This is a genomic window from Acidovorax sp. LjRoot66 (assembly GCF_964253305.1).
In the GTDB taxonomy this organism is placed as follows: domain Bacteria; phylum Pseudomonadota; class Gammaproteobacteria; order Burkholderiales; family Burkholderiaceae_C; genus Acidovorax.
Window position 1 is genome coordinate 89,925 of record NZ_CAXUQU020000002.1, and the last position, 25,542, is coordinate 115,466.

A 25,542-nucleotide genomic window follows, 5' to 3' on the forward strand; every position below is an offset into this window, starting at 1 on the left:
CCCATGGATCCCTCCGGCATTTTTTCCACCAGTTATGCGCGCGACCGCGCGCTGATCCGTACGCGCGCCCAATGGGTCACCCTGGGACTGTTCATCGCAATTCTCCTGTTCCTCCCCTGGTTCGCCTCGGCGCGTCTGGTAGCCGTAGCCAACCTGATGCTGGTCACGTCCATCGTGGTGGTCGGGCTGCAGATCACCACCGGCTACGCCGGGCAAATAAACCTGGGCCAGGCCGCCTTCATGGGCGTCGGCGCCTACGCCGCCAGCGTGGTCGAGGTCAAGGCCGGGCTGCCGTTCTGGGTGGCGGTGCCGGTGGCTGGCTTGGTAGCGGCGCTGGCCGGCTGGTTGTTTGGCATGACGGCGGCGCGCATCAAGGGCTTTTACCTCGCGCTGACCACCATCGCGGCCCAGTTCATCTTTCACTTCATTGTGCTGAATCTGCCTTCAGCCTGGCTCGGCGGCGTCAATGGCTTCAGCCTGGAGCCGGCGCGGATGGGCACATTTTTGTTCAACACCGACCGCTCGCTGTACTACCTGTTTCTTGTCGTCACCATGGTGATGGTCATCGGCGCTTTCGGTATCCTGCGCAGCCGCCACGGGCGCGCCTTTGTCGCCGTGCGCGACGACGATGTGGCCGCCGGCATGATGGGCGTTGAGGTGGCCGGCGCCAAGTCGCGAGCCTTCGTGCTCGGCGCTTTTTACGCTGGCATCGGTGGTGCCCTGTGGGCCTACCAGGTGCGCTTCGTCTCGGTCGATCAGTTCACGCTGTTCAACTCGATCTGGTTCATTGCCATGATGATCGTCGGCGGGCTCGGCTCGATCGTCGGGGCACTGATAGGCACCGTGCTCATCCGTGGTGTGCAGGAAACCATCACCAGCCTCGGGCCCGACCTGGTCGAGCGCATCCCCAGCCTGAGCAGCGACCTGATCTTCGCCAGCATGAATGTGTTTCTCGGCCTCATCATCACGCTGTTCCTGCTGCTTGAACCGAAAGGCCTGATGCACCGCTGGAACATCCTGAAAACTAACTACCGGCTCTGGCCGTTTCACCACTGAGCCCGCCCGGCACAGCGAGTCGCAATCCCCCGCCCCTTTTTCTCACCACAACCACAATTGGAGACAAGCATGCAACGCAATACCTTTCTCAAACTCACGGTCGCCCTGGCCTCTGGTCTGCTGCTGAATGCGCCCGCCCATGCGCAATCGACGACGATCAACGTGGCCGCCTTTGCCGACTTCGCCGGCCCCTATGCCAACGTCATGTCCCAGATGCAGGGCGGGCGACTCGCAGTGATCGAGTGGTGGAACAAGGAAGTCGGCAGCAAACTCAACGTGCAGATCGTCGTCAAAACCTTCGACACCCGCTACGACGTTGCGCAAACCGCCAGCCTGTGGCCCGGCATTAAGGCCGAAGTCAAGCCCGCGATCCTGCTCGGCCTCGGTGGTCCGGATGCCGCCGCGTTGCAGCAGCGCTTGCCGGAAGACAAGATTCCCATGGTCATGGCCACCGCCACCTACGGCTTCGGCTGGAAATCCAACCAATGGGCCCTGAACCTGCGCCCCACCTACGCCCACGAGGCGGGCGGATTCCTGGAATGGTTCCGCACCACCAAACTCGATGGCAAGCGCCCTGTCAAGGTTGCGATCATCACCTCCGAAGCCACCCCGGCTTATGCCGACATGGCCAAGGGCCTGCAAAGCTACACCAAGGCCAACCCGGACAAAGCCACCTTCGTCGAGGCGATCTGGACCGAAGTGCAACCGGCCGACCTGACCCTGGCGGTGCGTCGCCTGGTCAATGCTGGCACCGATGTGATCGTGATCCAGACCAACACCGCCCAGGCCGTGGCCACCAAACGTGCGCTGCAGGCGCTGGGCAAAAACGTCCCGATCATGCTCTCGCTGCACAACGGCGTGGTGGGATCATCTAAGGCACTAGGCGACCCGAATGGCTTTGCCGGTGATTTCGAAGTGGGCGCCATCGCCGATGCCAGCGAAGACGACACGACCGCACGCAAGTTCTACAGCATGTTGCAGGAAAAGCATGGCCTGAAATCGGGCTGGAATGCCATGACCATCATGGGCCTGGGCCAAAGCGTCGTGGCAGTGCGCGCGATTGAGGCCACCATCAAGGCCAAGGGTGCCGGCAAAGTCACGGGCGAAGCGGTGCGCGAGACCTTGATGAACAGCCAGTTCACCAGCAACGACCTGATGGGCATACTGCCAGGCGTGGACTTCAGCAACGATACCCCCTTTCCCACCGGCACCGCCAAGGTCAACATCGCGACCATGAAGGACGGCAAGGTCGTTCGGGCTGCAGCCGATGTGAACGTGCCAGTGGTGCCTAAATGGTGAATTCAGCCATTGCTGCAGCACCGGATCAACGGACCACGTCCCATGCGGCTGCCGATCCGGCGGTGCTGACTTTATCCAACGTTGAGGTGTTGTATGCCGAGGTGATCCTGGCGCTCAAGGGCGTGTCGATGAAGGTCCCCGAAGGCGGGTGCGTGGCGCTGCTGGGCGCCAACGGCGCAGGCAAGAGCACCACCCTGAAAGCCATCTCCGGCGTCATTGACTCGGAAGATGGCCGCGTCTCAGGGGGGGTGATCACCTTCGACGGCCGACCGATTCAGGGGCACGATCCGGCGACCGTGGTGCGCGGTGGTCTGGTTCATGTGATGGAGGGGCGGCGCGTGCTGCAGCACATGACGGTCGAGCAAAACCTCATCATCGGCGGCCACATGTTTCCATCGGCGCAGGCGATGCGCCAGGCGATGGACAGCGTGTACGAAGCGATTCCGCGCCTGGCCGAACTGCGAAAACGCACGGCCGGTTTTCTGTCGGGCGGCGAGCAGCAAATGCTGGTGATCGGGCGCGCGATCATGGCCGAGCCGAAACTCATGCTGATCGACGAGCCGTCACTCGGGCTGGCGCCGCGCATGGTCGAAGAAGTCTTCAGCGTGCTGCGCCACCTGCGTGAGCAGGGGCTGTCGCTGCTCATCGTCGAACAAAACACACGCGTGGCCCTGGAGATCGCCGACTATGGTTATGTCATGGAGAGCGGTCGCATCGTGCTGGAGGGGCAGGCCCAGGAACTCCGCGACAACGAGGATGTGCGCGAGTTTTATCTCGGCCTGGACCGCGAGGGGGTGCGCAAGAGTTTCCGAGAGGTCAAGCACTACAAGCGGCGCAAGCGCTGGCTGGGGTAACAAACGGCTGGCTTGTGGTTCTAATTCAGTTTCAGGAGTAACGACAAATGAGTGGTCCCTTGCAGGGGTTGAAAGTGATCGAGTTCGGCGGCATCGGCCCCGGACCGTTCTGCGCGATGATGCTGTCCGACATGGGTGCGGACGTGATCCGCCTGGACCGCAAGGGCGACAAGGGCAAAGACCGCGGGGAAGGCGCCTTCCTGGCCAGTGGTCGGCGCAGCGTGCTGCACCGCGGCCGGCGTTCGGTGGCGGTCGATCTGAAGTCGCCTGCAGACATACAGCGGGTGCTGGAGCTGGTCGACGGGGCCGACGCGATCATCGAGGGTTTTCGCCCGGGCGTGATGGAGCGGCTGGGATTGGGCCCGGACGTGCTGCTGGCACGCCACCCGCGACTCGTCTACGGACGCATGACCGGCTGGGGTCAGGACGGCCCGCTCGCGCAGGCCGCCGGGCATGACATCAACTACATTGCGCTGTCGGGCGCGCTCAGCATGATTGGCCGCTCGGACGGCGGGCCAGTAGCGCCGCCGGCGATGGTTGGCGACCTGGGCGGCGGCGGCATGATTCTAGCCTTTGGCATCGTTTGCGCTTTGCTTGAAGCGCGCTCCTCTGGCCATGGTCAGGTGGTCGATGCTGCGATCACCGACGGCGCTGCGCTGCTGACCTCCATCGTCTGCGACCTCAAGGCGCTGGGATTGTGGAAGAACGAGCGGCAGGCCAACCTGTTGGATGGCGGATCGCATTTCTACGACACCTATGAGTGCGCTGACGGGAAATGGATCTCGATCGCATCACTGGAACCCCAATTCTATGTGCTGCTGCTGGAGAAGCTGGGCATCAGCGATCCCGAGTTTCAACGGCAACGCGATCCGGCCGTCTGGCCGACACTCAAACGCCAGGTCACCGACATCTTCCGCACCCAGCCGAGCACGCACTGGTGTGCGTTGCTGGAAGGGACCGACGTGTGCTTTGCGCCGGTGCTGACTCTGGAAGAGGCTGCACATCATCCACACAACAGCGCGCGCGGCACTTTCTTTGAGCGAGACGGCGTGCTCCAACCTTCGCCGGCACCAAGGTTCAGCCGGACGGTGACTGATCGCCCAGGCCCCGCACCGTTCATTGGCGAACACGACGACGAACTCTTGTAGTCGAAGAATGGTGGGGGCTGGGGAAAATGGACCACAGGCGTTCGACGCAGTTTCAGCCCGACCAAATCGAACGCTTCAACCGCGAGCTGAAAATCCTTCCGCCGCCCGATGATCATTTGCATTGAGCGGCAGTGATTTGCCGGGCGGTCTCCGCCGAGCACCGATCAGACCGCTTTGACCAGTGACTTGGTGTAGATGCGGTAGGTGCCGATGCCGCGCGACACGATGTCTCCGTCGAGTGCGTCGAGCGTGACCTTCACCGACACATATGCCAGCGTCTTGCCGATGTGGTCAGGCGTTGCCGATGCAAACAGGATTCCTGTGCCGACCGCACGGATGAAATCCACGGTGAGCGTGACCGTTACCGACGACTGGATGAGCTGGCCGCTGCCCGGGATCGGCCGGTCGATCAGGGTTCTGCCCCCGACCGCATCGAGCAAGGTCAGGGGCACGCCGCCGTGGAGCACGCCGTGGGGGTTGAGGTGGTCGCGCCGGATCGGCAGCCGGAAATACAGGCCGCGCTCGTTGGGCAGGATGTCGTAACCGACGAGCTGCTGAAAAGGCCCGTGGGAGTACGTTGCCGACGGAAGAGGGGGCTGTGAGGTCACGCTTGATCGACCTTGAAGTAGTCGGGTTTTCCGGCTGGCCAGAACTCGCCCCACAGCAGCATCCCGCCTTCGATGTTGAGCACCTCGCCGGTGATGAACTTGCCCGAGGGTGCGGCGAGGTAGACCACCGCCTCCGCGATGTCCTGCACGTCGCCGGCCCGTTTCATCGGATTGCACGAGTAGAAAGTGGAAACGTTTTCTTCGCGGTAGTTGTTGAAACCGTTGCTCTCGATGGCGCCGGCGCCAATGCAGTTCAGGCGGATGCCGTGCTCTGCCCACTCGATGGCCAGCGTGCGCGACAGCGCAATGACGCCCGCGCGCGAGGCGGTGGTGTGCGCCATGCCCGTGAGGCCGCGGTCGATGGCGGCGGTGATGTTGACGATGTTGCCGGGCCGGCCTTGCTCCACCCAGCGCCTGGCCGCGCCCTGCATCATGTACCAGCTGCCATTGAGGTTGGTGTCGATCACCGCGTTCCAGCCCTTGACGTTGAAGTCCATCGCATGGGCGGCAAACTGGCCGCCAGCGTTGTTGACCAGCACGTCGACGCCGCCCAAACGTTCCCACACGGCACTGAGCATGGCGTCCACCTGCTCGGGGTCGCGGATGGTCATCGGGTAGGTGATTACCTCACGGCCCGACAGCGCGCGCAGTTTTTCGGCGCAGTCCTCGAGTTTGTCGGCCTTGCGCCCGCAGATGGCGAGCGTGGCACCCAGCCGCGCGAACAGGAAGGCAATCGCCTTGCCGATGCCACTGCCGGCGCCCGACACCAGCACCACTTTGCCGGCGAAAAGGTCGTCGCGATAGACCGTCGGGAGTGCGGCCAGGGCCTCGTCGCCCGGGCCGAACTTGGGGTGTTGCGAGTCAGCCGAATTCATGTGTTCACCTTGAAGTAATCGGGTTTGGCGATGGTCCAGACTTCGCCCCAGAGCACGCCGCCGCCATCCACCGTGAGCAGTTCGCCGGTGACGAACTTGCCGCTGGGCGCGCTGAGGTAGACCGCGGCCTCGGCCACGTCCTGCACGTCACCGACATGTTTCATCGGGTTGGCTCCGGCGAAGGCCTTCACCGCCTCGGGGGAGTACTGACGAAAGCCGGTGCTGGCGATCGCTCCAGGCGCTATGCAATTGACTCGGATGCCATGCTGCGCCCACTCCACTGCAACAGTTTTAGACAGGTGAGTCACCGCGGCGCGCGCAGCGCAGGTGTGCGCCACGCCCGGCATGCCCCGCTGGAAGGTGGCGACGATGTTGACGATGTTGCCCCGCGTGCCGGTGCCCTGCCAGCGGCGCGCCATCGCATGCATCATGTACCAGGTTCCGTTCAGGTTGGTGTCGATCACCGCCTTCCAGCCCTTGACGCTGTAGTCCAGCGCCCGCTGCGGGAATTGCCCGCCGGCGTTGTTGACGAGCACGTCGATGCGTCCGAAGTGCAGCCAGGCCACGTCGATCAACTGTTCCACCTGCTCGGGATCACGGATCGTCATGGGGTGCACCAGCACATCAGGGCTGCCGAGCCGGCGCAGCCATTCGGCGCAGCTCTCTAGCTTGGCTGGGTCGCGCCCGCAGATGACCAGCTTGGCGCCCAGGCGCGCGTACAGGAAGGCGATGGCTTTGCCGATGCCGCTGCCGGCGCCGCTGACCATCACCACCTGGCCTTCGAAGAGTCCGCTCTGGTAGACGGTGGGGCGGGTTGCGAGGGCTTCATCGTCGAAGCCGAAGGTGGTGTCTTCTGTCATGTTGTCCCTTCAGAATCGGAAAATTCCGTAGTACGGGTCGGCGATCGGGGCGTGTGCGGCGGCTGAGAGTGCCATGCCCAGTGCGTTGCGGGTGTCAGTGGGCGCCAGCAGACTCTATCGGGACCTCCTGCTCAATAGCACGCAACACCCACCCTCGTTCATTGAAACCCAGGGTATTGCACTTTAGATTTGAATCACCCTCGGCTACATTCCCGCGTAGTTCGGCCCGCCGCCGCCTTCGGGCGTCACCCAGACGATGTTCTGCGTCGGATCCTTGATGTCGCAGGTCTTGCAGTGCACGCAGTTCTGCGCGTTGATCTGCAGCCGGTCCGAGCCGTCGTCGTTCTTTACGAATTCGTAAACGCCGGCCGGGCAGTAACGGCTCTCGGGGCCGGCGTATTTCGCCAGATTGATCTGCACCGGCACGCTGGCGTCCTTGAGCGTCAGGTGCGCGGGCTGGTTTTCTTCGTGGTTGGTGTTGCTGACGAACACGCTGGAGAGCCGGTCGAAGGTGAGCTTGCCGTCGGGCTTGGGGTAGCTGATCTGCGGCATCTCGGCGGCCGGGCGCAGGCTGGCGTGGTCGGCCTGGGTGCGGTGGATCGTCCAGGGCGGACGCTTGATGCCAAGCCTGGGCAGCAGCCACTGTTCAATGCTGGTCATCAGGGCTCCGACGAGGCTGCCCTTCTTGAACCACTGTTTGAAGTTGCGCGACTGGTCGAGTTCGGTGTGCAGCCAGCTGTTTTCGAACGCAGCGGGGTAGGCGCTGAGTTCGTCGCCGCTGCGTCCGGCGGCCAGGGCTTCAAACGCGGCTTCGGCGGCCAGCATGCCGCTCTTGATGGCGGCGTGGCTGCCTTTGATGCGTGCGGCGTTCAGGTAGCCGGCATCACAGCCGATCAGCGCGCCGCCCGGGAACACGGTCTTGGGCAGGCTGAGCAGGCCACCGGCGGTGATGGCGCGCGCGCCGTAGCCGATGCGCTTGCCGCCTTCGATGTGGGCGCGAATGGCAGGGTGGGCCTTCCAGCGCTGCATTTCCTCAAAGGGGCTGAGCCATGGGTTCTTGTAATCGAGCCCGGTGACGAAGCCCAGCGTGACCTTGTTGCCTTCCAAGTGGTAGAGAAAACCGCCGCCGTAGGTCTGGCTGTCCATCGGCCAGCCGGCCGTGTGCACCACCCGACCAGGTTGGGCGCGGGCCGGGTCGATCTCCCACAGTTCCTTGATGCCGATGGCATGGCTTTGTGGATCGCGGCCTTCGTCGAGCTTGTATTTCGTGATGAGCTGTTTGCCCAGATGGCCACGCGCGCCTTCGGCAAAGATGGTGTATTTGGCATGCAACTCCATGCCGAGCTGGAAGCCGTCGTGCGGCAGGCCGTCCTTGCCAATGCCAAGGTTGCCGGTGGCGACACCCTTTACCGAAGGTAAATTCCCGCTCTCCGAACCGTTGTCGTTGTACAGCACCTCGGCGGCTGTGAAGCCGGGGAAGATTTCCACGCCCAGGGCTTCCGCCTGCTCGCCCAGCCACTGGGTCAGGGCGCCCAGGCTGATGACGTAATTGCCCTCGTTGTGGAAGCAGTCGGGCACCAGGAAGTTGGGCGTGCGCCTGGAGCCGGTTTCGCTCAGGAAAAGCACGTCGTCACCGGTGACGGGTTGGTTCAGCGGTGCGCCCAGCTCCTTCCAGTTGGGGAAGAGTTCGTTCAGCGCGATGGGGTCTATGACCGCGCCGGAGAGAATGTGAGCACCGGGCGCGGAGCCTTTCTCCAGCAGCACCACGGAGACGTCCGCGCCCTTTGCTGCCGCGAGCTGCTTGAGGCGGATGGCTGTGGCCAAACCGCCGGGGCCGGCACCCACCACCACCACGTCGTATTCCATCGCCTCGCGCGGGCCGTATTGTTCGAGCAGGGAGGTGGGCTTCATGCGGAGAGGGTCAAAAAGGTGGCGACCCTGGGGCCGAAGTTGACGAAAAAAAGGGGGGGTTAGGGTCGGTTGGCGACCGGCAGCGGCTGTGCGGTGCGCGGTGCGCCGTCACGTTTGTAGACCATCACCGTGCGTTTGAAGGTGCAGACAATGACGCCGCTCTGGTTACAGCCTTCGGTGCGCACCGTGACGACGCCGACATTGGTTCGCGACCGCGACTCGCGCCTGTCCAGCACCGTGGAACGTGAATAGAGCGTGTCGCCTTCAAACACCGGATTCGGAAGTCGAACTTCGTCCCACCCCAGGTTGGCCATGACGTTTTGCGAGACATCGCTCACCGTCTGCCCCGTCACGAGGGCCAGCGTGAGGCAGGAATTGATGAGCGGACGGCCGAACTCCGTCTGCGCGGCGTAGTGGGCATCGAAGTGCAGCGGAGCCGTGTTTTGCGTCAGCAACGTGAACCAGATGTTGTCGTTCTGGGTCAGTGTGCGACCGAGGCCATGCCGATACTCGTCGCCGACCTCTAAGTCTTCATAGAACCGGCCGCGCCACCCTTCCTTGACAGTCATTTTTTGATCCTTCGGTGTGTTGTTCAATTTGCGATTTCCAAGATGCAGTCGGTTTGCGTGCCACTGAGCCACGTAGGCGACATGGGGACCATGGTTGTCCGTCTCTCAGCGCAGCCTATTGAAGTTGCCGGAAATGCATTGCGGCTATGCTTTGTCATGCATGAGGATTCCATCGAACACTATCGCTGTGATTTGCCGTGAGAAGTCCTGAAAAGAGCCGCGTTGGGGGTTGTACCATTCAACGGTCCAGTTCAATGCCCCAATCACGAAAAGCCGAATCATGGCCATGCTGGTGTCCTGGCGCAACTCGCCGCTGGCGAGCGCTGATTCGAACAGCCGATCCCAATAGTCTGCGTAGGCCCGCCGCACGATCCGGTGGCGATTTTTTGCGTTGGTCGGGATTTGGCCGTAGATGCGGATGTTGGCTGACGTAAAGTCGCCATAATGCAGCATTCCCCAGAGATGGCCTTCAATGCCAGCGGCGATTCGGTCTCGCCAGGGTGCACTTTCGGGAAGAGCCGCAACACGGGTGCGCACGGCATCGGCGACGATGGTGATGCCTTTGTCCAGTACCTCGCCCAGGATCTGCTCTTTCGATTCGAAGTGATAGTAGATGCTGCCGGCTTTGACGCCGGCAGCATCCGCAACCTCGCGCAAAGTAGTTGCCGCATAGCCATGATGCCTGAACAGCCGTGCAGCTTCGAGCAGCACCCGTTCACGTGTAGCGGGGCCATCTGCGTTATTTTTGCTGAGATTTGCTTCTGTACTTGGCTTCATAATGACCAATAGTTAGATCCAAAAAAGCAAATCGTATCAAACTTGGCTTTGGTCGAAGGGGCAGACTCGTGCACTGGCGCGTCGCAAGTAGTTGCTCACTTGCTCCCGTTGGTCCACTGCCTGAAATCAGGCCGGCGTTTTTCCAGGAAAGCGCTCACGCCTTCTTTGGACTCTGCCGTGTCGTAGTACAGGCTCAGCGCTTGAAGTCCCAGGCTGCCGATCCCGCGAATGTGCTCGGTGGATGCATTGAACGAACGTTTCGCGATCGCCAGAGCCGTCGGACTTTTTTCGACAATTTCCTTGCACCAGCGGGCGACTTCGGCGTCGAGCTGGTCGTGGGGCACGACGGTGTTGCACAGACCCATGGCCAAGGCCTCCTGTGCACTGTAGCGGCGGCACATGTACCAGATCTCGCGGGCTTTCTTTTCGCCAACCACATGGCTCAGGTAAGCCGTGCCCCAGCCAGGGTCGACCGAGCCTACTTTCGGGCCGACTTGGCCAAACACGGCCTTTTCCGAGGCAATGGTCATGTCGCACAAGGTGGCCAGGACATTGCCGCCGCCAATGGCGTAACCCTGCACGCGGGCGATCACGGGCTTGGGCACGTCACGAATGGCGCTGTGAAACTCTTCCACCGGGATACCGATGGTGCCCCGGCCGTCGTACTGGCCGGCATGAGCCGACTGATCGCCGCCGGTGCAGAAAGCACGGTCACCCGTCCCGGTGAGCACAATGGCGGCGATTCGCTTGTCCCAGCCTGCTTTCATGAATGCCTGCAGCAGTTCCTCGACGGTCTGGCCGCGAAACGCATTCATCACTTCGGGGCGGTTGATCGCGATGTAGGCCACCGAGTCGAGTTCTTCGTAGAGGATGTCCTTGAATTCCATGGGTTTTCCTTTTTGTCTGTTATTTCAATGCCGCATGTCTTTCGACCGTGCCCGGGCGTTTACCCAATCATGCTGTAACCGCCAGACACTGAAAGAACCTGCCCGGTGACATGGCCCGCAGCCTTCGCTGAAGACAGGAAGACGACGGCATTGGCAATATCCTGCGGCCGTCCCACCTTGCGCAACGGCAGCGCCTTGGCGACTTTTTCCAGTTGCTCCGGCGTGAACATACTGTCAGCATCAATCCACATGCTGCTTCCGCCCACTTCGTCGGTGGTACTGGGGATAGTGACGCCGGGGCATACCACGTTACAGCGGATGCCGTAACGCCCGTTTTCCTTGGCGATCGTTTTCATGAAGCTGTTGATGGCAGCCTTGACGCCGCCATACACCGCTTCACGTGGCTCACCTTGCCGACTGGCATCAGAGCTGATGGAGACGATTGAGCCAGCGTTGCGAGGAACCATGACTTCAAGCGCGGTCTTGGTGCAGTTGAGAACGCCGAGGTAGTTGATGTTGATGATCTTTTGCCACAGATCGGGGGTCGTCTGCGTGAAGAACATCAACTGGTCCCAGCCGACGTTGTTGACGAGGACATCGACGCCGCCGAACTTGTCCGAGGCTGCCTTGAACATGGCTTGCACCTGGTCAAGTTGGGTGACATCGGTCTTGACAACCTGCGCCGACGCCGCGCCGCTCGCCAGCGCGAGTTGTGCCGTCTTTTGCGCCTGACTTTCGTCGATGTCGCCAATGGTGATGTTGGCGCCTTCCGCGGCGAAGCCGAGCACGATGCCGCGGCCAATGTTCGAGCCGCCACCCGTGACGATGACCGATTTTCCTTTTAGTTCGAGATTCATACTGCTTGCTCCTTGCGCTTTAGGCGCCACATTGGTGAGGATGAAATTATAACTATCTAACGATAGTTAGATAGCGGGCGAGATTTCCTGTGTTGGATGGTGCGCCTGGCAGCTACCACTGCAATCCACTGTGGCATAGGCTGCCACCTATCGATTCAAGAGAGGGATGAAAATCCGAGAAACAAGATGGGATGGTTCACTATCAGTGCGCAACGCGTCTGACCGTGATCCATCCCAAGGGAAGGCAATTACTGTTTGTTCTTGGCGAACTCGCCAGATTCTTTCTTCACTATGTCCTGGACCACGTCGTCATACGCCGAGAACCAGTCAGTCTGGGGCACCCACTTGGCGCCGTCCCACATGTCGATGCGGGTTTTGCCGCCGCCGCCATGGTCTTTGGCGGTCACCGTCAAGGGGGCGATCAGGCCTTCGGCATCAAAGTTTTTCAAGCTTTCCAGTCCGCGCTTCATTTTGTCAGGGTTGACGGGCCAGCCACTTTGTTTGATGGCTAGGCGAGCGCCTTCGAAAACGCTGGCATAGATGGCCAGACCGGTGTTGTAGTAAACATCGTTGAGATGCTTGCGGTCACCGCTGCCCTTGTTTTTCTCATACAGGTCCTTGATGATCTGCTGCATCAGCGGGTGGCTCTGTCCACCCGTCACGTTGGTGCCGCGCTTGAGGCCTTTTGCGTTTTCCAGACCAATGTTGGCAAGGTCAACTTCGTTGAGCCAATTGACGGAAATGTACTTGTCCATCGGGATGCCGTTGCGCTTCATTTCGCGCGAGGCGACGACGTGCATGCCGGCCAGGTTCCAGCTGATCACCCAGTCGGGGTTGTTGCGGCGGATCTGGGACCAAGCGGCGGCCTGGTCATTGCCCGGCATCGGGTTGGGAACCAACTGCAGGTCAAAGCCCTCTTTGGCCGCAAGTGTCGTCAACACGCCGATCGGTTCCTGCCCGAACGGATAGTCGGGGTAGATGAACGAAATCTTCACGCCCTTGAGGTTGTTGTTGGACTTGGTTTTGATGTAGTGGATATTGTTGGCCATTTGACCCCAGTAGGTGGGCCCAATGGGGAAAATCCACTTGAACACATCACCATCGACCGCATCGCCACGACCTACAAAGGATTGCACCATCACATTGCCATCCGCCATGGCGCGCGGCAGAACGGCGCGGGAAACCGGCGTGGACAGGAAATCAAAGGCAACGGCGCCTTCGCGTTTCATCTTTTCATAGCACTCAATGCCACGCTGCGGCTCGTTGCCATGGTCTTGAACCAGTATCTCGATTGGGTGGCCTTCAATGCCGCCTTTCTGATTCAATATCTTGGCATAGTCATTCGCCGCCTGGGCAATTTGTGGCGTCACAAAGCCGTAGGATTTACTCAGGTCATAACAAAGCGCGAATTTGACGGGCTGGGCTGGTGCCTGCGCCTGCGCGGACTGCAGACCGGCCAGCGCCAATCCCAGGCCAGCAAGAATGGAAAGCTGTTTGATTTTCATGATGATGTTTCCTGTTTAGTTAGTACGGGGTGAAATGCAGTCTGTAGAAGGCACGCCGTACAGTCGTGTCCGAGGCCTGACCGAGGCGTATCGCTACTGCTTCGACTTGGCGAACTCCGCCGATTCCTTCTTGGCGCTTTCCTGGACTACATCGTCGTATGCGGAGAACCAGTCAGTCTCTGGCACCCACTTCGCGCCATCCCACATGTCGATGCGCGTCTTGCCGCCGCCGCCATGGTCCTTGGTCGTCACAGTTACAGGGGCGATGAGGCCGTTAGCGTCGAAGTTGCGCAGGCTCTCCAGCCCGCGCTTCATCTTGTCGGATGTCAGAGGCCAGCCATACTGCTTGATTGCCACACGCGCGCCTTCGAAAACAGGAGCGTAGGTGGCCAGCCCAGTGTTGTAGAATATGTCATTGGTATGCTTTCGGTCGCCGTTGCCCTTTCCCTTGTCATACAGATCCTTCAGGATCTGCTGGATCAGCGGGTGCTCCTGACCGCCCACCACATTAGTGCCGCGCTTGATGCCCTTGGCTGCGTCGGCGCCAATGTTCGCGATGTCCACTTCGTTGAACCAATTGACGGCGATGTACTTGTCCATCGGCATGGCGTTGCGCTTCATTTCGCGCGAGGCAACAACGTGCATGTTGCCCAGATTCCAGCTGATGACCCAATCGGGGTTGAAGCGGCGGATCTGGGACCACGCCCCTGACTGATTGTTACCAGGCAGCGGGTTCGGGAACAATTGGAGGTCGAAGCCTTCCTTGGCCGCGAGTGTCTTCAACACGCCGATGGGTTCCAACCCAAACGCGGTGTCCAGGTAAAAGAATGCGATCTTCACCCCCTTCAGGTTGTTGTTCGACTTGGACTTGATGTACTGGATGTTATTGGCTGCTTGGCTCCAATAGGTGGGCCCGATGGGGAATATCCACTTGAACACATCGCCGTCGACTGCATCGCTGCGGCCAGTAAAGGATGAAATCATCACATTGTTGTCCTGCATTGCGCGCGGCAGCAGCGCGCGCCCGACCGGCGTGGAAAAGAAGTCGAAGGTGATCGCACCCTCGCGCTTCATCTTTTCATAGCACTCGATGCCCCGCTGCGGTTCGTTGCCATGGTCTTGAACCAGAATCTCGACCGGATGGCCTTCGATGCCGCCTTTCTGGTTGAGTATCTGCGCATAGTCGCGCGCGGCCTGGGCAACTTGCGGTACGGCGAAGGCGTAAACCTTGCTCAGGTCGTAACATAGCGCAAATTTAATCGGTTCGGTCTGGGCCTGGGCCAGCGCGGGCTGGACGTTGGACATCGCCATCCCCACGCCAGCAAGAATTGAAAGCAGTTTGATTTTCATGGTGATGTCTCCTGTTTAGCTAGCACGGGGTGAAATGCAGTCTGTAGTAGGCATGCCGGTCGTGCCCAAGACTTAATGCGAGAGCTCGACGCGATGTGGAGGTGTCCATGCTACGAGAAACTAGTTTCAGGTGAGCCAGCGTTTGCGCCGACTATAGTGTTTGATGTCATGGAAGCTTCGCCCTTCGGTGCCTCCTAGATAGAACTCCTGGATGTCCGGGTTTTTCTTCATGGCTTCTGCGCTGTCATGCATCACCACGCGTCCGTTCTCGATCAGATAGCCATGCGAGACGACCTCTAAAGCTGCAATTGCGTTTTGTTCCACCAGCAGAACGGACAGGCCTTCTTCCTTGTTGATGCGCCGAACAATGTCGAAAATCTCGGCCACCAGAAAAGGCGCGAGACCAAGACTCGGCTCGTCAAGCATCAGCAGCTTGGGTTGCGTCATCAAGGCACGGCCAATGGCCAGCATCTGCTGCTCGCCGCCTGACAGGTAGCCGGACTGCGCGGTGCGCCGCTGATGCAAGCGCGGGAAATAGCTGTAAACCATATCCTTGTTACGCAGCATGTCTTGGCGGGTGCCACGAACCGCCGAGGCCGCCACCAGGTTTTCGTCAGGCGTCATGTGTTCGAACACACGCCGCCCTTCCAGCACATGCACGATACCGAGCCTGACGCGCTCCTGCGGCGCCAGTGCATCGATGTTCTGACCCAGGAATTGCACCTCACCGCGGGTTACCAGGCCGCGCTCAGGGCGCAGCAGGCCGCTGATCGACTTCAGCGTCGTGCTTTTGCCAGCGCCGTTGGCGCCCAGCAGTGCCACCATGGCGCCTTGCGGCACATCGATCGAAACGCCCTTGATGGCGAGCGATACGTGATCGTAGATGACCTCGACGTTGTTCAGTGACAATATCAAGGCAGGTTCCGCAGTCTGGTTTTGCATCAGCGTTGGGGTGGAAGTCAAGTTGTCAGTCGCCATGATGTCGTTTTTACTTTCGGGCGTAGCCGAAGGGCCAGACCAGCAGGTAGTTGCGCAGATTGGTGTACATCTTGCCCAGCCCCATAGGCTCAACCAGCAGGAAAATAATGATCAGCGCGCCATAAACCGCATGTGGAATGTGGGCCAGCGTTTCGATCCCGAGCGAGATGCCCAGGAGCTGCGCCAGCCAGCCGATCAGACTGTTCATCAGGCCGGGCATCAACAGAATGAAGGCGGCCCCAAAATAGCTGCCGATAATGCTGCCCAGTCCGCCGACGATCACCATGGCCAGCAACTCGATGGAGACATTGACGGCAAATTGCTCCGGTGTGGCTGCTCGGTAGAAGGTGAAGATCAGGATGGCGCCGCTGATGCCGCCAATAAAGGACGAGGTGGCGAACGCCACCAGCTTGTAATACAGGCTGTGCACGCCAATGACCGCTGCAGCGAAGTCCTTTTCACGCACCGCAATGAGCGCGCGGCCAAGCCCGGTGCGGCGCAAGTTGAGCATGAACACGGTGACGATCAGGCACCAGCCCAGCGCCACGTAATAGAGTCCGGTATCCGAGGTGATGGCCTGGCCGAGCAGGCTGATGTCAGGTGCCTGCAGTGTGGCCTGGGTGCCGCCGCTGATGGCCGGCACGTGGGAGATCACCCAGTCCATCACGAACTGCAGGGCCAGCGTGCTGAGCGCCAGATACAGGCCTTTCACGCGCAGCGCCGCGAAAGCGAAAACGATGCCGATCACAGCGGCCATCACGCCGCCGAGCACCATCGCGATCTCCCAGGGAATGCCGTTGCGTACGCCGTGCACCGCCGTGTAGGCGCCGATGCCCATGATGGCGGCATAGCCGAAGTGGAACTGTCCGGTCCAGCCCAGGATCAGGTTCAAGCCGAGCACGGCCGCAGTCCACACCAGCCACGGTAACAACTGGGTGCTGAGGACGAGCGTGCTCATGGTGAATGGCGCAGTTAACGCAAAGGCCAGCAACAAGCCGATCATCCAGCGATCCGCGGGGAGCGGAAAAAGCGAGCGCGCGTTGGCGTAATCGGTATGGAAAATTCCTGATTGACGAAATAGCATGACCTTCAGATCCTTTCAATGTCGTGGCGCCCGAACAGGCCATGCGGCCGAATCAGGATGGTCAGAATCAGTATTGTGGCAACCACCAGGTCGCGGCTACCACCGCCAACCAAGGGGTCGAGATAGCCAGATGCCACGCCTTCAAGAAGGCCCAGCAGCAAGCCGGCCAGAATGGCGCCGCCGATGCTGTCAAGTCCGCCCAAAACGGCGACGGTCAAGCCCTTGAGCAAAAGCAGCGCCAGCGCCTGGCTGACCCCTTGAACCGAGCCCCACAACACGCCGGCCGTGGTGGCCAGAACCGAGGACATGGCCCAGGAAAACGCCACCCCGCGTTCAACCGAAATACCGATCGACCACGATGCGATGTAATCGTCGGAGATGGCGCGCAGAACAATGCCCCTGCGCGTGCGAAAGAAGAACATCAAGACCAAAAACAGCGCGATGGCCACCACGGCGCCCACCACATTAGCCCGACTGAGCAGCACCGGCCCCAGAAACAGCGGGTCGTCGCTAATGCCAATGGACAGCGGAAGGCCAGAGCCGCCCCAGATGGCCATTGTTGTCGCGCGTATAAAGATGTCCAGCCCCAGTGTCATCATCAGGATCATGATGATGGGGCGGCCCGCCAGCCGGCGCAACGCCACCCGCTCGATGCCCATTCCGAGAAAGAACATCGTTCCCATGGCCAGCGGGATGGCGACCCACATCGACACGCCCAATCCATTGGCGATGGCCAGCACGACATAGGCACCCAGCATAGTCATCGCACCTTGCGCCAGGTTAGGCACCGAGGATGACTTGTAGATGATCACGATGCCCATGGCGACCAGTGAATACATGAGCCCCGACAGCGCGCCATTGATGGCCAATTCGGCAAACAGTGAAAAATCCATAATTTAAATCTCCTGCACCGAGAGTTGGCGCTCGATGGTGCCGACTTCACCGGATTCATACGTAATCTGCGCCTTCATCGTGACCGTCTGCTGGCCGCCGTAGATCGCATCAATGATGGGCGCATAACGCTCCTCGACCACGTTGCGGCGCAGCTTGCGGGTTCGCGTGACCTCTCCGTCGTCGGGGTCGAACTCCTTGTGTAAGGACACGAAGTGATGCAGTTTCAACCCGTCTGGCAGGATGCTGTTGACGCGCTTGACCGCTGCCGTGACCAGTTCGATCACCTCGGGTTTTTGCGACAGGTCGGCATAGGACATGTAGGAAATGCCCCGTACCTCAGCCCAATGGCCCACCGGCTCCATGTCGATGCAGATGATGGCCGCCAGCGTGTCGCGGCCGCTCCCGAGCACGGCCACATCCTTGATGTACGGACTGAATTTGAGGCGGTTCTCAATGTAGTTCGGAATGTAGCGTTCGCCTTTGGAGGTATACACCACCTCCGACAACCGTCCGAGCACCACCATGTGTCCATCAGGCTCGATATAACCTGCATCGCCCGTGTGCAGCCAGCCGTCCTCAAGTGCTTCACGGGTGGCATTTTCAAGTTTGTAGTAACCGGAAAACACGCTCCCGGAGCGAATCAAGACCTCTCCGTTGTCGCCGATCTTGACTTCCACACCGGGCAGCGGTTTGCCGACCGTGTGCAGGCGTACTTCTTCGGTGTCCTGCAAGGCAGTGAAGGCGCTGCTTTCAGTTTGACCATAAAACTGTCGCAATTTCACGCCCAGTGCGCGGTAAAAAACAAAAGTGTCTTCGCCAATGGCCTCGCCGCCGGTGAAAGCACCTCGCAGGCGGGTGAGGCCCAACTGGTCCTTGATCGGTCCGAAGATCAACCACTCTCCCAGTTGCCGCATCAGACGCTCTGTCAGGCTGGGCTGTTTTCCCTCGAGCTTGCGTCGTTCGGACGCCAGCGCCGAGTTCATGAAAACATCGTAGAGCCATTTCTTGAGCGGCGTCGAATCCTCCATGCGAACCTGGATGGTGGTAAGCATGTTGTCCCAGCTGCGGGGTGCCGCCAGATAGAAAGTGGGAGCCACCTCGCGCAGGTCGTGCAGCACCGTTTCCTGGCGTTCGGGGATATTGATGGTGAAGTGCAGCGCAACACCGGCGCCGACCGTGATGGCAAAGTCGCCCACCCAGGCCATGGGCAGATAGGCGAGGATGGTCTCGCCAAATGTGAAGGCGCCCCCGCGATGGGCGTTGCGCACCCCCGCGAGGAAATTGCGGTGGCTCAGTACCACGCCCTTCGGCTTGCCCGTGGTCCCCGACGAGTGCACGAACACCGCCGGTCCGTCGGGCAACGCCCGTTCGATCAAGGCATTTCGCAGTTTCGGCTCGGCACGCAAGCGATCTGCACCGATGGCCTGCAACTTTTCCCACGAAATCAGTCCGGGATTCGAATAGTTGGTCAAGCCGCGTGGCTCGTCGTAAATGATGTTCTTGATCGTTGCACCCTGATCGCCCAGATCAAGCACCTTGTCGACTTGCTCCTGGTCTTCTGCCAGGACAAAGCGGACATGCGTCTCATGCATGAAGTGACGGATTTCGTCGGGTGTTGCAGTAGAGTAGACGGGCATCGCGTAGCCGCCCAGCACGCCGGCCGCGAGCATGCCCATGTAGAGCCGGGGTCGGTTGTCGCCCAGGACCAGCAAGGCATCCTCTGCGCTAAAACCCAGGCTTTCCATACCGGCCGCGTAGGCGAGCGTGGTATCCAGCATCTGCGACCAGGTGGTCTCCTGCCATATTCCCAGGTGCTTTTCGCGCATGGCCACGCGATTGCCCAGCAACTCGGCGTTGCGAGCCAGAATGTGGATGAGGGTGGTGTCGGTGCCCATATCCCATGTGGTGTTGCTGCCCTTGGCAGCATTGGTTTCAGTGCTTTGCATGCGCACCCCCCAGGTAGGCCTTGATCACACGTTCATCCTTCATCACGTCGGCAGGAATACCGGTTCCGATGGTTTCACCATAGCTGAGCACCATCATGCGGTCGCAGATACCGGTGATCACATCCATGTGGTGCTCGATCAGCAGCACAGAGACATTGCGCTCGGCACGCGCATCGAGGATAAAACGGGCCATGTATTCCTTTTCCTCCTGGTTCATGCCAGCCATCGGTTCGTCAAGAACCAGAAAGCTGGGTTCGGCCACCAACGCGCGTGCCAGTTCGACGCGCTTTTTCAGCCCGATCGGAATGCTGTCCACCAGCTCGTCGCGCACGCTCTGCAGCTGCAGGAAATCGATAATCTCTTCGACCTTGAGCCGGCTCGCCATCTCATCCTTGCGACCCAGCCACCAGTAGAGGGCGGTTTTTGCCACGCCGGGCTTCATGTGGATGTGACGCCCCAGCAGGATGTTGTCAAGCACGCTCATGCCGTTGAAGAGCGCCAGGTTCTGGAACGTGCGCGCGACGCCCAGAGCTGCGACCTTGTGCGGCGCCATGCCGGTGATGTCGCGGCCATTGAGCCATATGCTGCCGACCTGGGGTGGAAAGAAGCCGGTGATGGCGTTGGTCATGGTCGTCTTGCCGCTGCCGTTGGGGCCGACCAAGCCGAAGATCTCCCCACGCTCAATGCGCAAATTGGCATCCTTCAACGCGACGAGTCCGCCGAATCGCCGCTCCAGCCCTCGGCATTCGAGGGCGGGCACTGCCGCCGCGTTGCTGGCTTTCATCGGAGTTGGCCGCTGCTCTTTGGTACTGATGGTGTTTATCACTGAGGGTGCCTATGACATAGCACGGTCGACCACCTGCCTGTGCGCAGCTTGCCGATCCGATTTTCTGTTCTGCATAAAGGATTTTATTGTTTCACCTAACATTAGTTAGATCTACGGGGTTTGCCCTAGCCTCTGGCAGGCAGAGTTCATGTCGCAACGTGTTCTACGATGCTTCCCCGTGCGATCAGGGCATCAATGGTGGCGGCGCCGTAGCCGTGCTCCGTCAGCAGCTCACGTGTGTGTTGGCCGAAGCGCGGCGGCGCGCTGTGGGCGCGCCCCGGTGTGCGTGACAGCTTGACCGGGATGCCGATGCCAGGCACACCCTCGACCTGCACCACCATGTCCCGATGCAGGGTGTGGGGGTCCGTCAATACCTGCGGAATGGCCCTGACGGCGCCGGCCGGAATACCGGCGGCCAGTAGGTCACGGCACAGCTGTTCGCCATCCACCTCTTGCAACTGCGCCTCTAGCAAGGCGCGCAGTTCGTCGCGATGGCGAAAACGCTCGGCGTTGGTGGCAAAACGCGGCTCGCTGGCCATGTCGGGATGGCCGAGGAACTCGCACAGTTTTTTCCACTGCCCGTTGTTGCCGATGCCCAGGAAGACCTCGCAGGTCCGGGTCGGAAACTTGTCGTAGGGCACGATGTTGGAGTGCGCATTGCCGCTGAGCCTGGGTGTCTGGCCCGACTGCAACCAGTTTGCACTTTGCGGATGCAGCAGCGACACGGCGGTGTCGTACAGCGTGGCCTCGACGAACTGCCCGCGCCCGGAGCGCTGCCGCTCGATCACCGCCAGTAGCACGCCTATCACGGCCGACAGGCCGGTGGTGATGTCGACCACCGGGACACCGACCCGCAGCGGGCCGGTGTCCGGCGTGCCGTTGACGCTCATCAGGCCGCCCAGTGCCTGTGCCACCGCGTCGTAGCCAGGCGCGCCGCCGAGCGGCCCATCGGCGCCGAAGCCGCTGACCCGGCAGTGGATCAGGCGCGGGAAGCGCTCGCGCAGCGTCTGTTCATAGCCGATGCCCCAGCGCTCCAGCGTGCCGATCTTGAAGTTCTCGATCAGCACGTCAGCGTCTGCCAGCAACTTGAGCACAATCTCGCGCCCTTCGGGCTTGGACAGGTCGATCACGATGTCGCGCTTGTTGCGGTTCAGGCCGTTGTAGTAGGCCGCCGTGCCGTCGTCGGCAAAGGGTGGGCCCCAGGCGCGGGTCTCGTCGCCAGCGGGCGGCTCGACCTTGATGACCTGCGCGCCGTGGTCGGCCAAAATCTGTCCGCAGTACGGGCCACCGAGCACGCGTGAGAGGTCAATCACCTTCAGGCCGGCCAGGGCACCAAAGGCGGGCAGGGGAGCGTTGTTACCCATGGTGGCCTGTCAATAGGAGCGCGGCAGGCCCATCACATGCTCCGCGATGTAGTTCAACACCAGCTCGCGGTTCAACGGGGCCGTGCGCAGCAACCGCACCAGACCGTACAGGTCGTAAATGCCGTATTCCTTGGTGAAACCGTTGCCGCCATGGGTCTGGATCGCCGCGTCAACGGCGTGGATGCCGGCTTCGGCACCCGCGTACTTGGCGATGTTGGAAAACTCCCCGGCAGGCAGGCCCTGGTCGAAGGCCCAGGCGGCCTTTAGCGCCATCAGTGAGGCCATCTCGATCTCGCAGCGGGCAATCGCCAGCGGGTGCTGCACGCCCTGGTAGGCGCCGATGGGGGTGTTGTTGAACACCTTGCGGTCGTTGGCATAGGCCACGGCCTTCTTCAAGGCAAAGCGTCCGACGCCGGTACACAAGCCCGACAGGATGATGCGCTCGGGGTTGAGCGTGTCGAACAGGATGTTGAAGCCTTTGCCGACTTCGCCCAGCACATCGGCCTCGGTGAGCTCCACGTTGTCAAAGAACAGCTGCCACTGCGTTTCTGGCACCGGGAAGGCAATCGGAATCAGTGTCTTGCTGATGCCTTTTTTCTTCATGTCGACCATGAAGATGGTGAAGCCGTCGGTCTTTTTCTTCACGTCAGCGCGCGCTGTGGTGCGGGTCACGACCATGGCGTAGTCGGCGCAGTTGGCGTCGGTGATGTAGACCTTCTGGCCGTTGAGCTTGAAGCCGCCCTGGCCATCGGACTTGGCGATGCTGGTGATCTCGATCGAGTTGGAGCCGGCGTTCGGTTCGGTGATGGCGAAGCAGAACTTGATGTCGCCGGAGCAGCCGCCCGGCAGAAAGCGGCGCTTCATGTCCTCGCTGGCGTGCTTGGCCAGCAAACCCATGGTCATGGTCGGGCCGACCACCAAGTTCAGCAGCGGAATGCCGTTGTTGGCCAGTCCCTCCATGAACAGCAGCATCTCGGTCATGCCCTGGCCGGCACCGCCATAGGCCTCGGGCACCATGATGCCGAGAAAACCGTCGTTGGTGATCTGCTGGTACAGCTCGGTGGGGCGCTCGTTCTTGTCGGCGTAGCCGCGCCAGTAATTGTGGTCGAACTGCTTCGAGATACGGTCGCCGTACTCGTAGATCATCCGTTGTTCTTGGGTCAGTGCGAAATCCATGGGGTGTTCTCCTGTGTGGTAGGGCGTTTTGGCTCCTTCCCCCAGCGGGAGAAGGAGCGAACTCAATCAGACCTGGGCCGAGGGGAACTTGGGCGCGCGCTTCTCGCGCACCGAGGCCACGCCCTCCTTGGCGTCTTCGCCCAGGAAGCACAGCATTTCCATCGCCAGCGAGCTCTCGAAGATCGGGCGCGCCACGTTCATCCAGCCGTTGAGCGAGCGCTTGGTGAAGCGGATCGCCTGCTGGCTGCCATTGGCCAGTTTGTTGGCCACGGCCATGGCCTTGTCCATCAGCTCAGCGCGCGGCACGCACAGGCTGACCAGACCGATGCGCTCGGCTTCCTTGCCGTTCACGAACTCGGCCGTCATCAGGTAGTACTTGGCCTTGGCCATGCCGCACAGCAGCGGCCACAGAATGGCTGCGTGGTCGCCGGCGGCGACGCCGATCTTGACATGGCCGTCGGTAATCTTGGCCTCCTCGGCCATGATGCTGATGTCGGCCAGGAAGGCGACTGCCAGACCGGCACCGACGGCAACGCCGTTGATGGCCGAGATGATGGGCTTGTCGCAGGCCATCATGTTGTAGACCACGTCCGAAGCCTCGGTCATGGTGTTGGCGATTTCCTTCGGGTTGCCGACCATGCCGGCCACCCATTCCAGGTCGCCGCCGGCCGAGAAGGCCTGGTCGCCCGCGCCGGTGATGACCGCCACCTTGGTCTTGGCATCGTCAGTGACCACGCCCCAGATCTTGGTCAGCTCCCAGTGCAGCCGGCCATTGGTGGCATTCATGACCTCGGGGCGGTTGATGGTGATGACCAGCACGCCGTTGGGCTTGTGGTCGAACTTGAGGAATTGAAAGTCAGCGTAGTTCATGTTGAGGCTCCTTGAAAAAAATTGAAAACGAAAACGAAAATGAAAGGCAAAGGACGGTCAGCGCAGCTCGGCGCGTCCGTTGTTCAGCACGACGATGTCGCGTTCGACGGCGCGGGCGCGAAAGGAAACGACCTTGCCATCCACCCAGAGCTCGGTGCGTATCGTTTCGCCGGGGTAAACGGGTGACGAAAAACGCACATCCAGCGACTGCAGGGCGCTCGGGTCGCCGCCGCAGACGTGCTGGGTGAGTGCCCAGCCGGCGATGCCGTAGGTGGCCAGGCCGTGCAGGATGGGCTGCTTGAAACCAGCGGCGCTTGCCACCGCGGGTTCGGCGTGCAGCGGGTTGTAGTCGCCCGAGAGGCGGTAGATCAGCGCGGCACGCGGCTGGGTGGCGAAATCGTCGCTGTGATCAGGCGCGCGCGTGGGCAGCTCATGCACGGTTTTGACCGGCCCGACCGGGCCGCCAAAGCCACCGTCGGCGCGGCAGAAGGTGGTCGAGGTCAGCGTGGCCAGCAGTTCGCCGCTGCTGGCGTCCGTCACCGTGCGCTCGGTGTAGATCAGAGCCCCCTTGTCCGGCCCCTTGTCGATGATCTGGCTCACCCGCGTGCGCCCGATCACTTCACCCTCGGGCGGCACCGGCCGGTGCAGGCGCAAGCCCTGTTCGCCATGCACCAGCCGCACCCAGTCAACGCCGGTGGCCGGGTTCTTGAGCCACATGCCGGGATAGCCCAGCGCCACCGGCAGCGTGGGCAGCGCCAGCAGGTTCTTTTCATAGACAAAGCGCAGCTCGGTCTCGTTGGTCGGGTCGGTGCCCAGGCCCACGCCCAGTGCGTAGAGCATGGTGTCGCGCTGGGTGTAGCGATGGCGAACGTCCTCGAACGGCCATGCCATCAGTTTCTCGTAGTTGATCGCCATGGCAGATGACGTCAGACGGGATCCCAGGAGAACACGATGTTCGAGCTCTCCAGCGGATAGAAGTTCTGCTTCATGGCGGGCAACACGCGCTCGGCGATGGTCTCGGGTGTCCAGCCCTCGGCGGTGTGCATGCCGCGGATCGGGCGCGACTGGCTCATGAGGAAAATCTCGTTGCCGCGCACGGCGAAGATCTGGGCCGTGATGTCGGCTGCGGCATCGCTGGCCAGGAAGGTGGCCATGGGCGCAATCTGCTCGGTACCGAGTTTTTTTAGTTTTTCCACGCGTGCCTGCTGCTCGGGTGTGTCGGTGGGGATGGCGCCGATCATGCGGCTCCAGGCGAACGGCGAGATGCAGTTGGAACGCACGTTATAGCGTTGCATGTCGCCGGCGATGTGGCGCGACATGGCCACGATGCCCAGCTTGGCAGCGGCGTAGTTGGCCTGGCCCAGGTTGCCGATCAGGCCGGACGTGGAAGTCATGTGCACATAGGCACCTGACTTCTGCGTCTTGAAGTGCGGGGCGGCGGCGCGCGAAGTGAAGAAGCTGCCGTTGAGGTGCACGTCGATGACGGCGCTCCACTCCTCGGGCGACATGTTGAAGAACAGGCGGTCGCGCAGGATGCCGGCGTTGTTGACGACGATGTCGATGCGCCCGAAGGTGTCGGCCGCGCATTCGATGATGCGGTTGGCCGTGGGCCAGGTCGAGACGCTGTCGGTGCTGAGAACGGCCTGGCCGCCAGCGGCCTTGATCTCGTTGACCACCTGCTGGCCGTGGCTGGCGTCATTGCCTTCGCCGCCGACCGAGGCGCCGATGTCGTTGACCACCACCTTGGCGCCTTGCGCCGCCATCATCAGTGCGATGTCGCGGCCGATGCCCCGGCCCGCGCCGGTGACCACGGCGACTTTGTCTTGCAGCATGTTGCCCTTGCTCATG

General features: G+C 61.2%; 24 protein-coding genes. 4 read left to right on the forward strand and 20 right to left on the reverse strand.

Annotated elements, in window-relative coordinates; genetic code table 11:
• Positions 1-3 precede the first annotated feature (3 nt).
• The 4 genes from ACSQ3Y_RS32705 (at position 4) to ACSQ3Y_RS32720 (ending at position 4,357) form a co-directional block, all read left to right on the forward strand.
• On the forward strand, positions 4-1,056 hold the full coding sequence (locus ACSQ3Y_RS32705) for a branched-chain amino acid ABC transporter permease (protein ID WP_436180253.1): 1,053 nt from the start codon (positions 4-6) through the stop codon (positions 1,054-1,056).
• A 69-nt stretch (positions 1,057-1,125) separates the two neighbouring features.
• The gene (locus tag ACSQ3Y_RS32710) at positions 1,126-2,355 is read left to right on the forward strand and encodes an ABC transporter substrate-binding protein (protein WP_436180254.1); all 1,230 of its coding nucleotides are present in this window, start codon (positions 1,126-1,128) and stop codon (positions 2,353-2,355) included.
• Entirely contained in the window at positions 2,349-3,209 is an 861-nt protein-coding gene (locus ACSQ3Y_RS32715; protein ID WP_436180255.1) for an ABC transporter ATP-binding protein, read from the forward strand. Before ACSQ3Y_RS32710 ends, ACSQ3Y_RS32715 begins: the two co-directional genes overlap by 7 nt.
• A 47-nt stretch (positions 3,210-3,256) precedes the next feature.
• Positions 3,257-4,357: a CaiB/BaiF CoA transferase family protein gene (locus tag ACSQ3Y_RS32720; protein WP_436180256.1), complete on the forward strand. Its 1,101-nt coding sequence runs from the start codon at positions 3,257-3,259 to the stop codon at positions 4,355-4,357.
• A gap of 164 nt (positions 4,358-4,521) precedes the next feature.
• Here the strand turns inward: ACSQ3Y_RS32720 and ACSQ3Y_RS32725 are convergent, their stop codons facing one another.
• The 20 genes from ACSQ3Y_RS32725 to ACSQ3Y_RS32820 form a co-directional block, all read right to left on the reverse strand.
• Positions 4,522-4,965 carry a PaaI family thioesterase gene (locus ACSQ3Y_RS32725; RefSeq protein WP_127806058.1) on the reverse strand — a complete coding sequence of 148 codons (444 nt, stop codon included), beginning with the start codon at positions 4,963-4,965 and terminating at the stop codon, positions 4,522-4,524.
• Positions 4,962-5,840 carry an SDR family oxidoreductase gene (locus ACSQ3Y_RS32730; RefSeq protein ID WP_436180257.1) on the reverse strand — a complete coding sequence of 293 codons (879 nt, stop codon included), beginning with the start codon at positions 5,838-5,840 and terminating at the stop codon, positions 4,962-4,964. The genes ACSQ3Y_RS32725 and ACSQ3Y_RS32730 overlap by 4 nt, the downstream gene beginning before the upstream one ends.
• Positions 5,837-6,700, reverse strand: coding sequence for an SDR family oxidoreductase (locus ACSQ3Y_RS32735; RefSeq protein WP_008905438.1), 864 nt, complete (start codon positions 6,698-6,700; stop codon positions 5,837-5,839). Before ACSQ3Y_RS32735 ends, ACSQ3Y_RS32730 begins: the two co-directional genes overlap by 4 nt.
• A gap of 204 nt (positions 6,701-6,904) precedes the next feature.
• A complete protein-coding gene (locus tag ACSQ3Y_RS32740; protein ID WP_436180258.1) occupies positions 6,905-8,611 on the reverse strand; it encodes an electron transfer flavoprotein-ubiquinone oxidoreductase in 1,707 nt (568 codons plus the stop codon).
• A 59-nt stretch (positions 8,612-8,670) separates the two neighbouring features.
• On the reverse strand, positions 8,671-9,180 hold the full coding sequence (locus ACSQ3Y_RS32745; protein WP_436180486.1) for a MaoC family dehydratase: 510 nt from the start codon (positions 9,178-9,180) through the stop codon (positions 8,671-8,673).
• Between the two features lie 144 nt (positions 9,181-9,324).
• Entirely contained in the window at positions 9,325-9,957 is a 633-nt protein-coding gene (locus ACSQ3Y_RS32750; protein WP_436180259.1) for a TetR/AcrR family transcriptional regulator, read from the reverse strand.
• Between the two features lie 95 nt (positions 9,958-10,052).
• Complete coding sequence (gene badI / locus ACSQ3Y_RS32755) at positions 10,053-10,844, reverse strand: 2-ketocyclohexanecarboxyl-CoA hydrolase (protein WP_127806045.1); 792 nt, start codon at positions 10,842-10,844, stop codon at positions 10,053-10,055.
• A 59-nt stretch (positions 10,845-10,903) separates the two neighbouring features.
• Positions 10,904-11,701, reverse strand: a complete 798-nt coding sequence (locus ACSQ3Y_RS32760) for an SDR family NAD(P)-dependent oxidoreductase (RefSeq protein ID WP_436180260.1) — start codon at positions 11,699-11,701, stop codon at positions 10,904-10,906.
• A gap of 248 nt (positions 11,702-11,949) precedes the next feature.
• A complete protein-coding gene (locus ACSQ3Y_RS32765) occupies positions 11,950-13,206 on the reverse strand; it encodes an ABC transporter substrate-binding protein (protein WP_436180261.1) in 1,257 nt (418 codons plus the stop codon).
• 93 nt (positions 13,207-13,299) lie between these two features.
• Positions 13,300-14,556, reverse strand: coding sequence for an ABC transporter substrate-binding protein (locus tag ACSQ3Y_RS32770; protein WP_436180262.1), 1,257 nt, complete (start codon positions 14,554-14,556; stop codon positions 13,300-13,302).
• A 126-nt stretch (positions 14,557-14,682) separates the two neighbouring features.
• Entirely contained in the window at positions 14,683-15,534 is an 852-nt protein-coding gene (locus ACSQ3Y_RS32775; RefSeq protein WP_436180263.1) for an ABC transporter ATP-binding protein, read from the reverse strand.
• A 10-nt stretch (positions 15,535-15,544) separates the two neighbouring features.
• Complete coding sequence (locus ACSQ3Y_RS32780; RefSeq protein WP_436180264.1) at positions 15,545-16,618, reverse strand: branched-chain amino acid ABC transporter permease; 1,074 nt, start codon at positions 16,616-16,618, stop codon at positions 15,545-15,547.
• A gap of 5 nt (positions 16,619-16,623) precedes the next feature.
• Entirely contained in the window at positions 16,624-17,511 is an 888-nt protein-coding gene (locus ACSQ3Y_RS32785) for a branched-chain amino acid ABC transporter permease (RefSeq protein WP_436180265.1), read from the reverse strand.
• Between the two features lie 3 nt (positions 17,512-17,514).
• Complete coding sequence (locus tag ACSQ3Y_RS32790; RefSeq protein WP_436180266.1) at positions 17,515-19,458, reverse strand: AMP-dependent synthetase/ligase; 1,944 nt, start codon at positions 19,456-19,458, stop codon at positions 17,515-17,517.
• Positions 19,445-20,242 carry an ABC transporter ATP-binding protein gene (locus tag ACSQ3Y_RS32795; protein ID WP_436180267.1) on the reverse strand — a complete coding sequence of 266 codons (798 nt, stop codon included), beginning with the start codon at positions 20,240-20,242 and terminating at the stop codon, positions 19,445-19,447. Before ACSQ3Y_RS32795 ends, ACSQ3Y_RS32790 begins: the two co-directional genes overlap by 14 nt.
• Positions 20,243-20,430: 188 nt before the next feature.
• Positions 20,431-21,648: a CaiB/BaiF CoA transferase family protein gene (locus ACSQ3Y_RS32800; RefSeq protein WP_056278232.1), complete on the reverse strand. Its 1,218-nt coding sequence runs from the start codon at positions 21,646-21,648 to the stop codon at positions 20,431-20,433.
• A 9-nt stretch (positions 21,649-21,657) separates the two neighbouring features.
• Positions 21,658-22,824: an acyl-CoA dehydrogenase family protein gene (locus tag ACSQ3Y_RS32805; protein ID WP_056278231.1), complete on the reverse strand. Its 1,167-nt coding sequence runs from the start codon at positions 22,822-22,824 to the stop codon at positions 21,658-21,660.
• Between the two features lie 66 nt (positions 22,825-22,890).
• Entirely contained in the window at positions 22,891-23,694 is an 804-nt protein-coding gene (locus tag ACSQ3Y_RS32810) for an enoyl-CoA hydratase/isomerase family protein (protein ID WP_056278228.1), read from the reverse strand.
• Positions 23,695-23,751: 57 nt separating this feature from the next.
• Positions 23,752-24,609 carry a MaoC/PaaZ C-terminal domain-containing protein gene (locus tag ACSQ3Y_RS32815; protein WP_436180268.1) on the reverse strand — a complete coding sequence of 286 codons (858 nt, stop codon included), beginning with the start codon at positions 24,607-24,609 and terminating at the stop codon, positions 23,752-23,754.
• Positions 24,610-24,620: 11 nt separating this feature from the next.
• Positions 24,621-25,541, reverse strand: a complete 921-nt coding sequence (locus tag ACSQ3Y_RS32820) for an SDR family oxidoreductase (protein ID WP_436180269.1) — start codon at positions 25,539-25,541, stop codon at positions 24,621-24,623.
• Position 25,542: the final 1 nt, after the last annotated feature.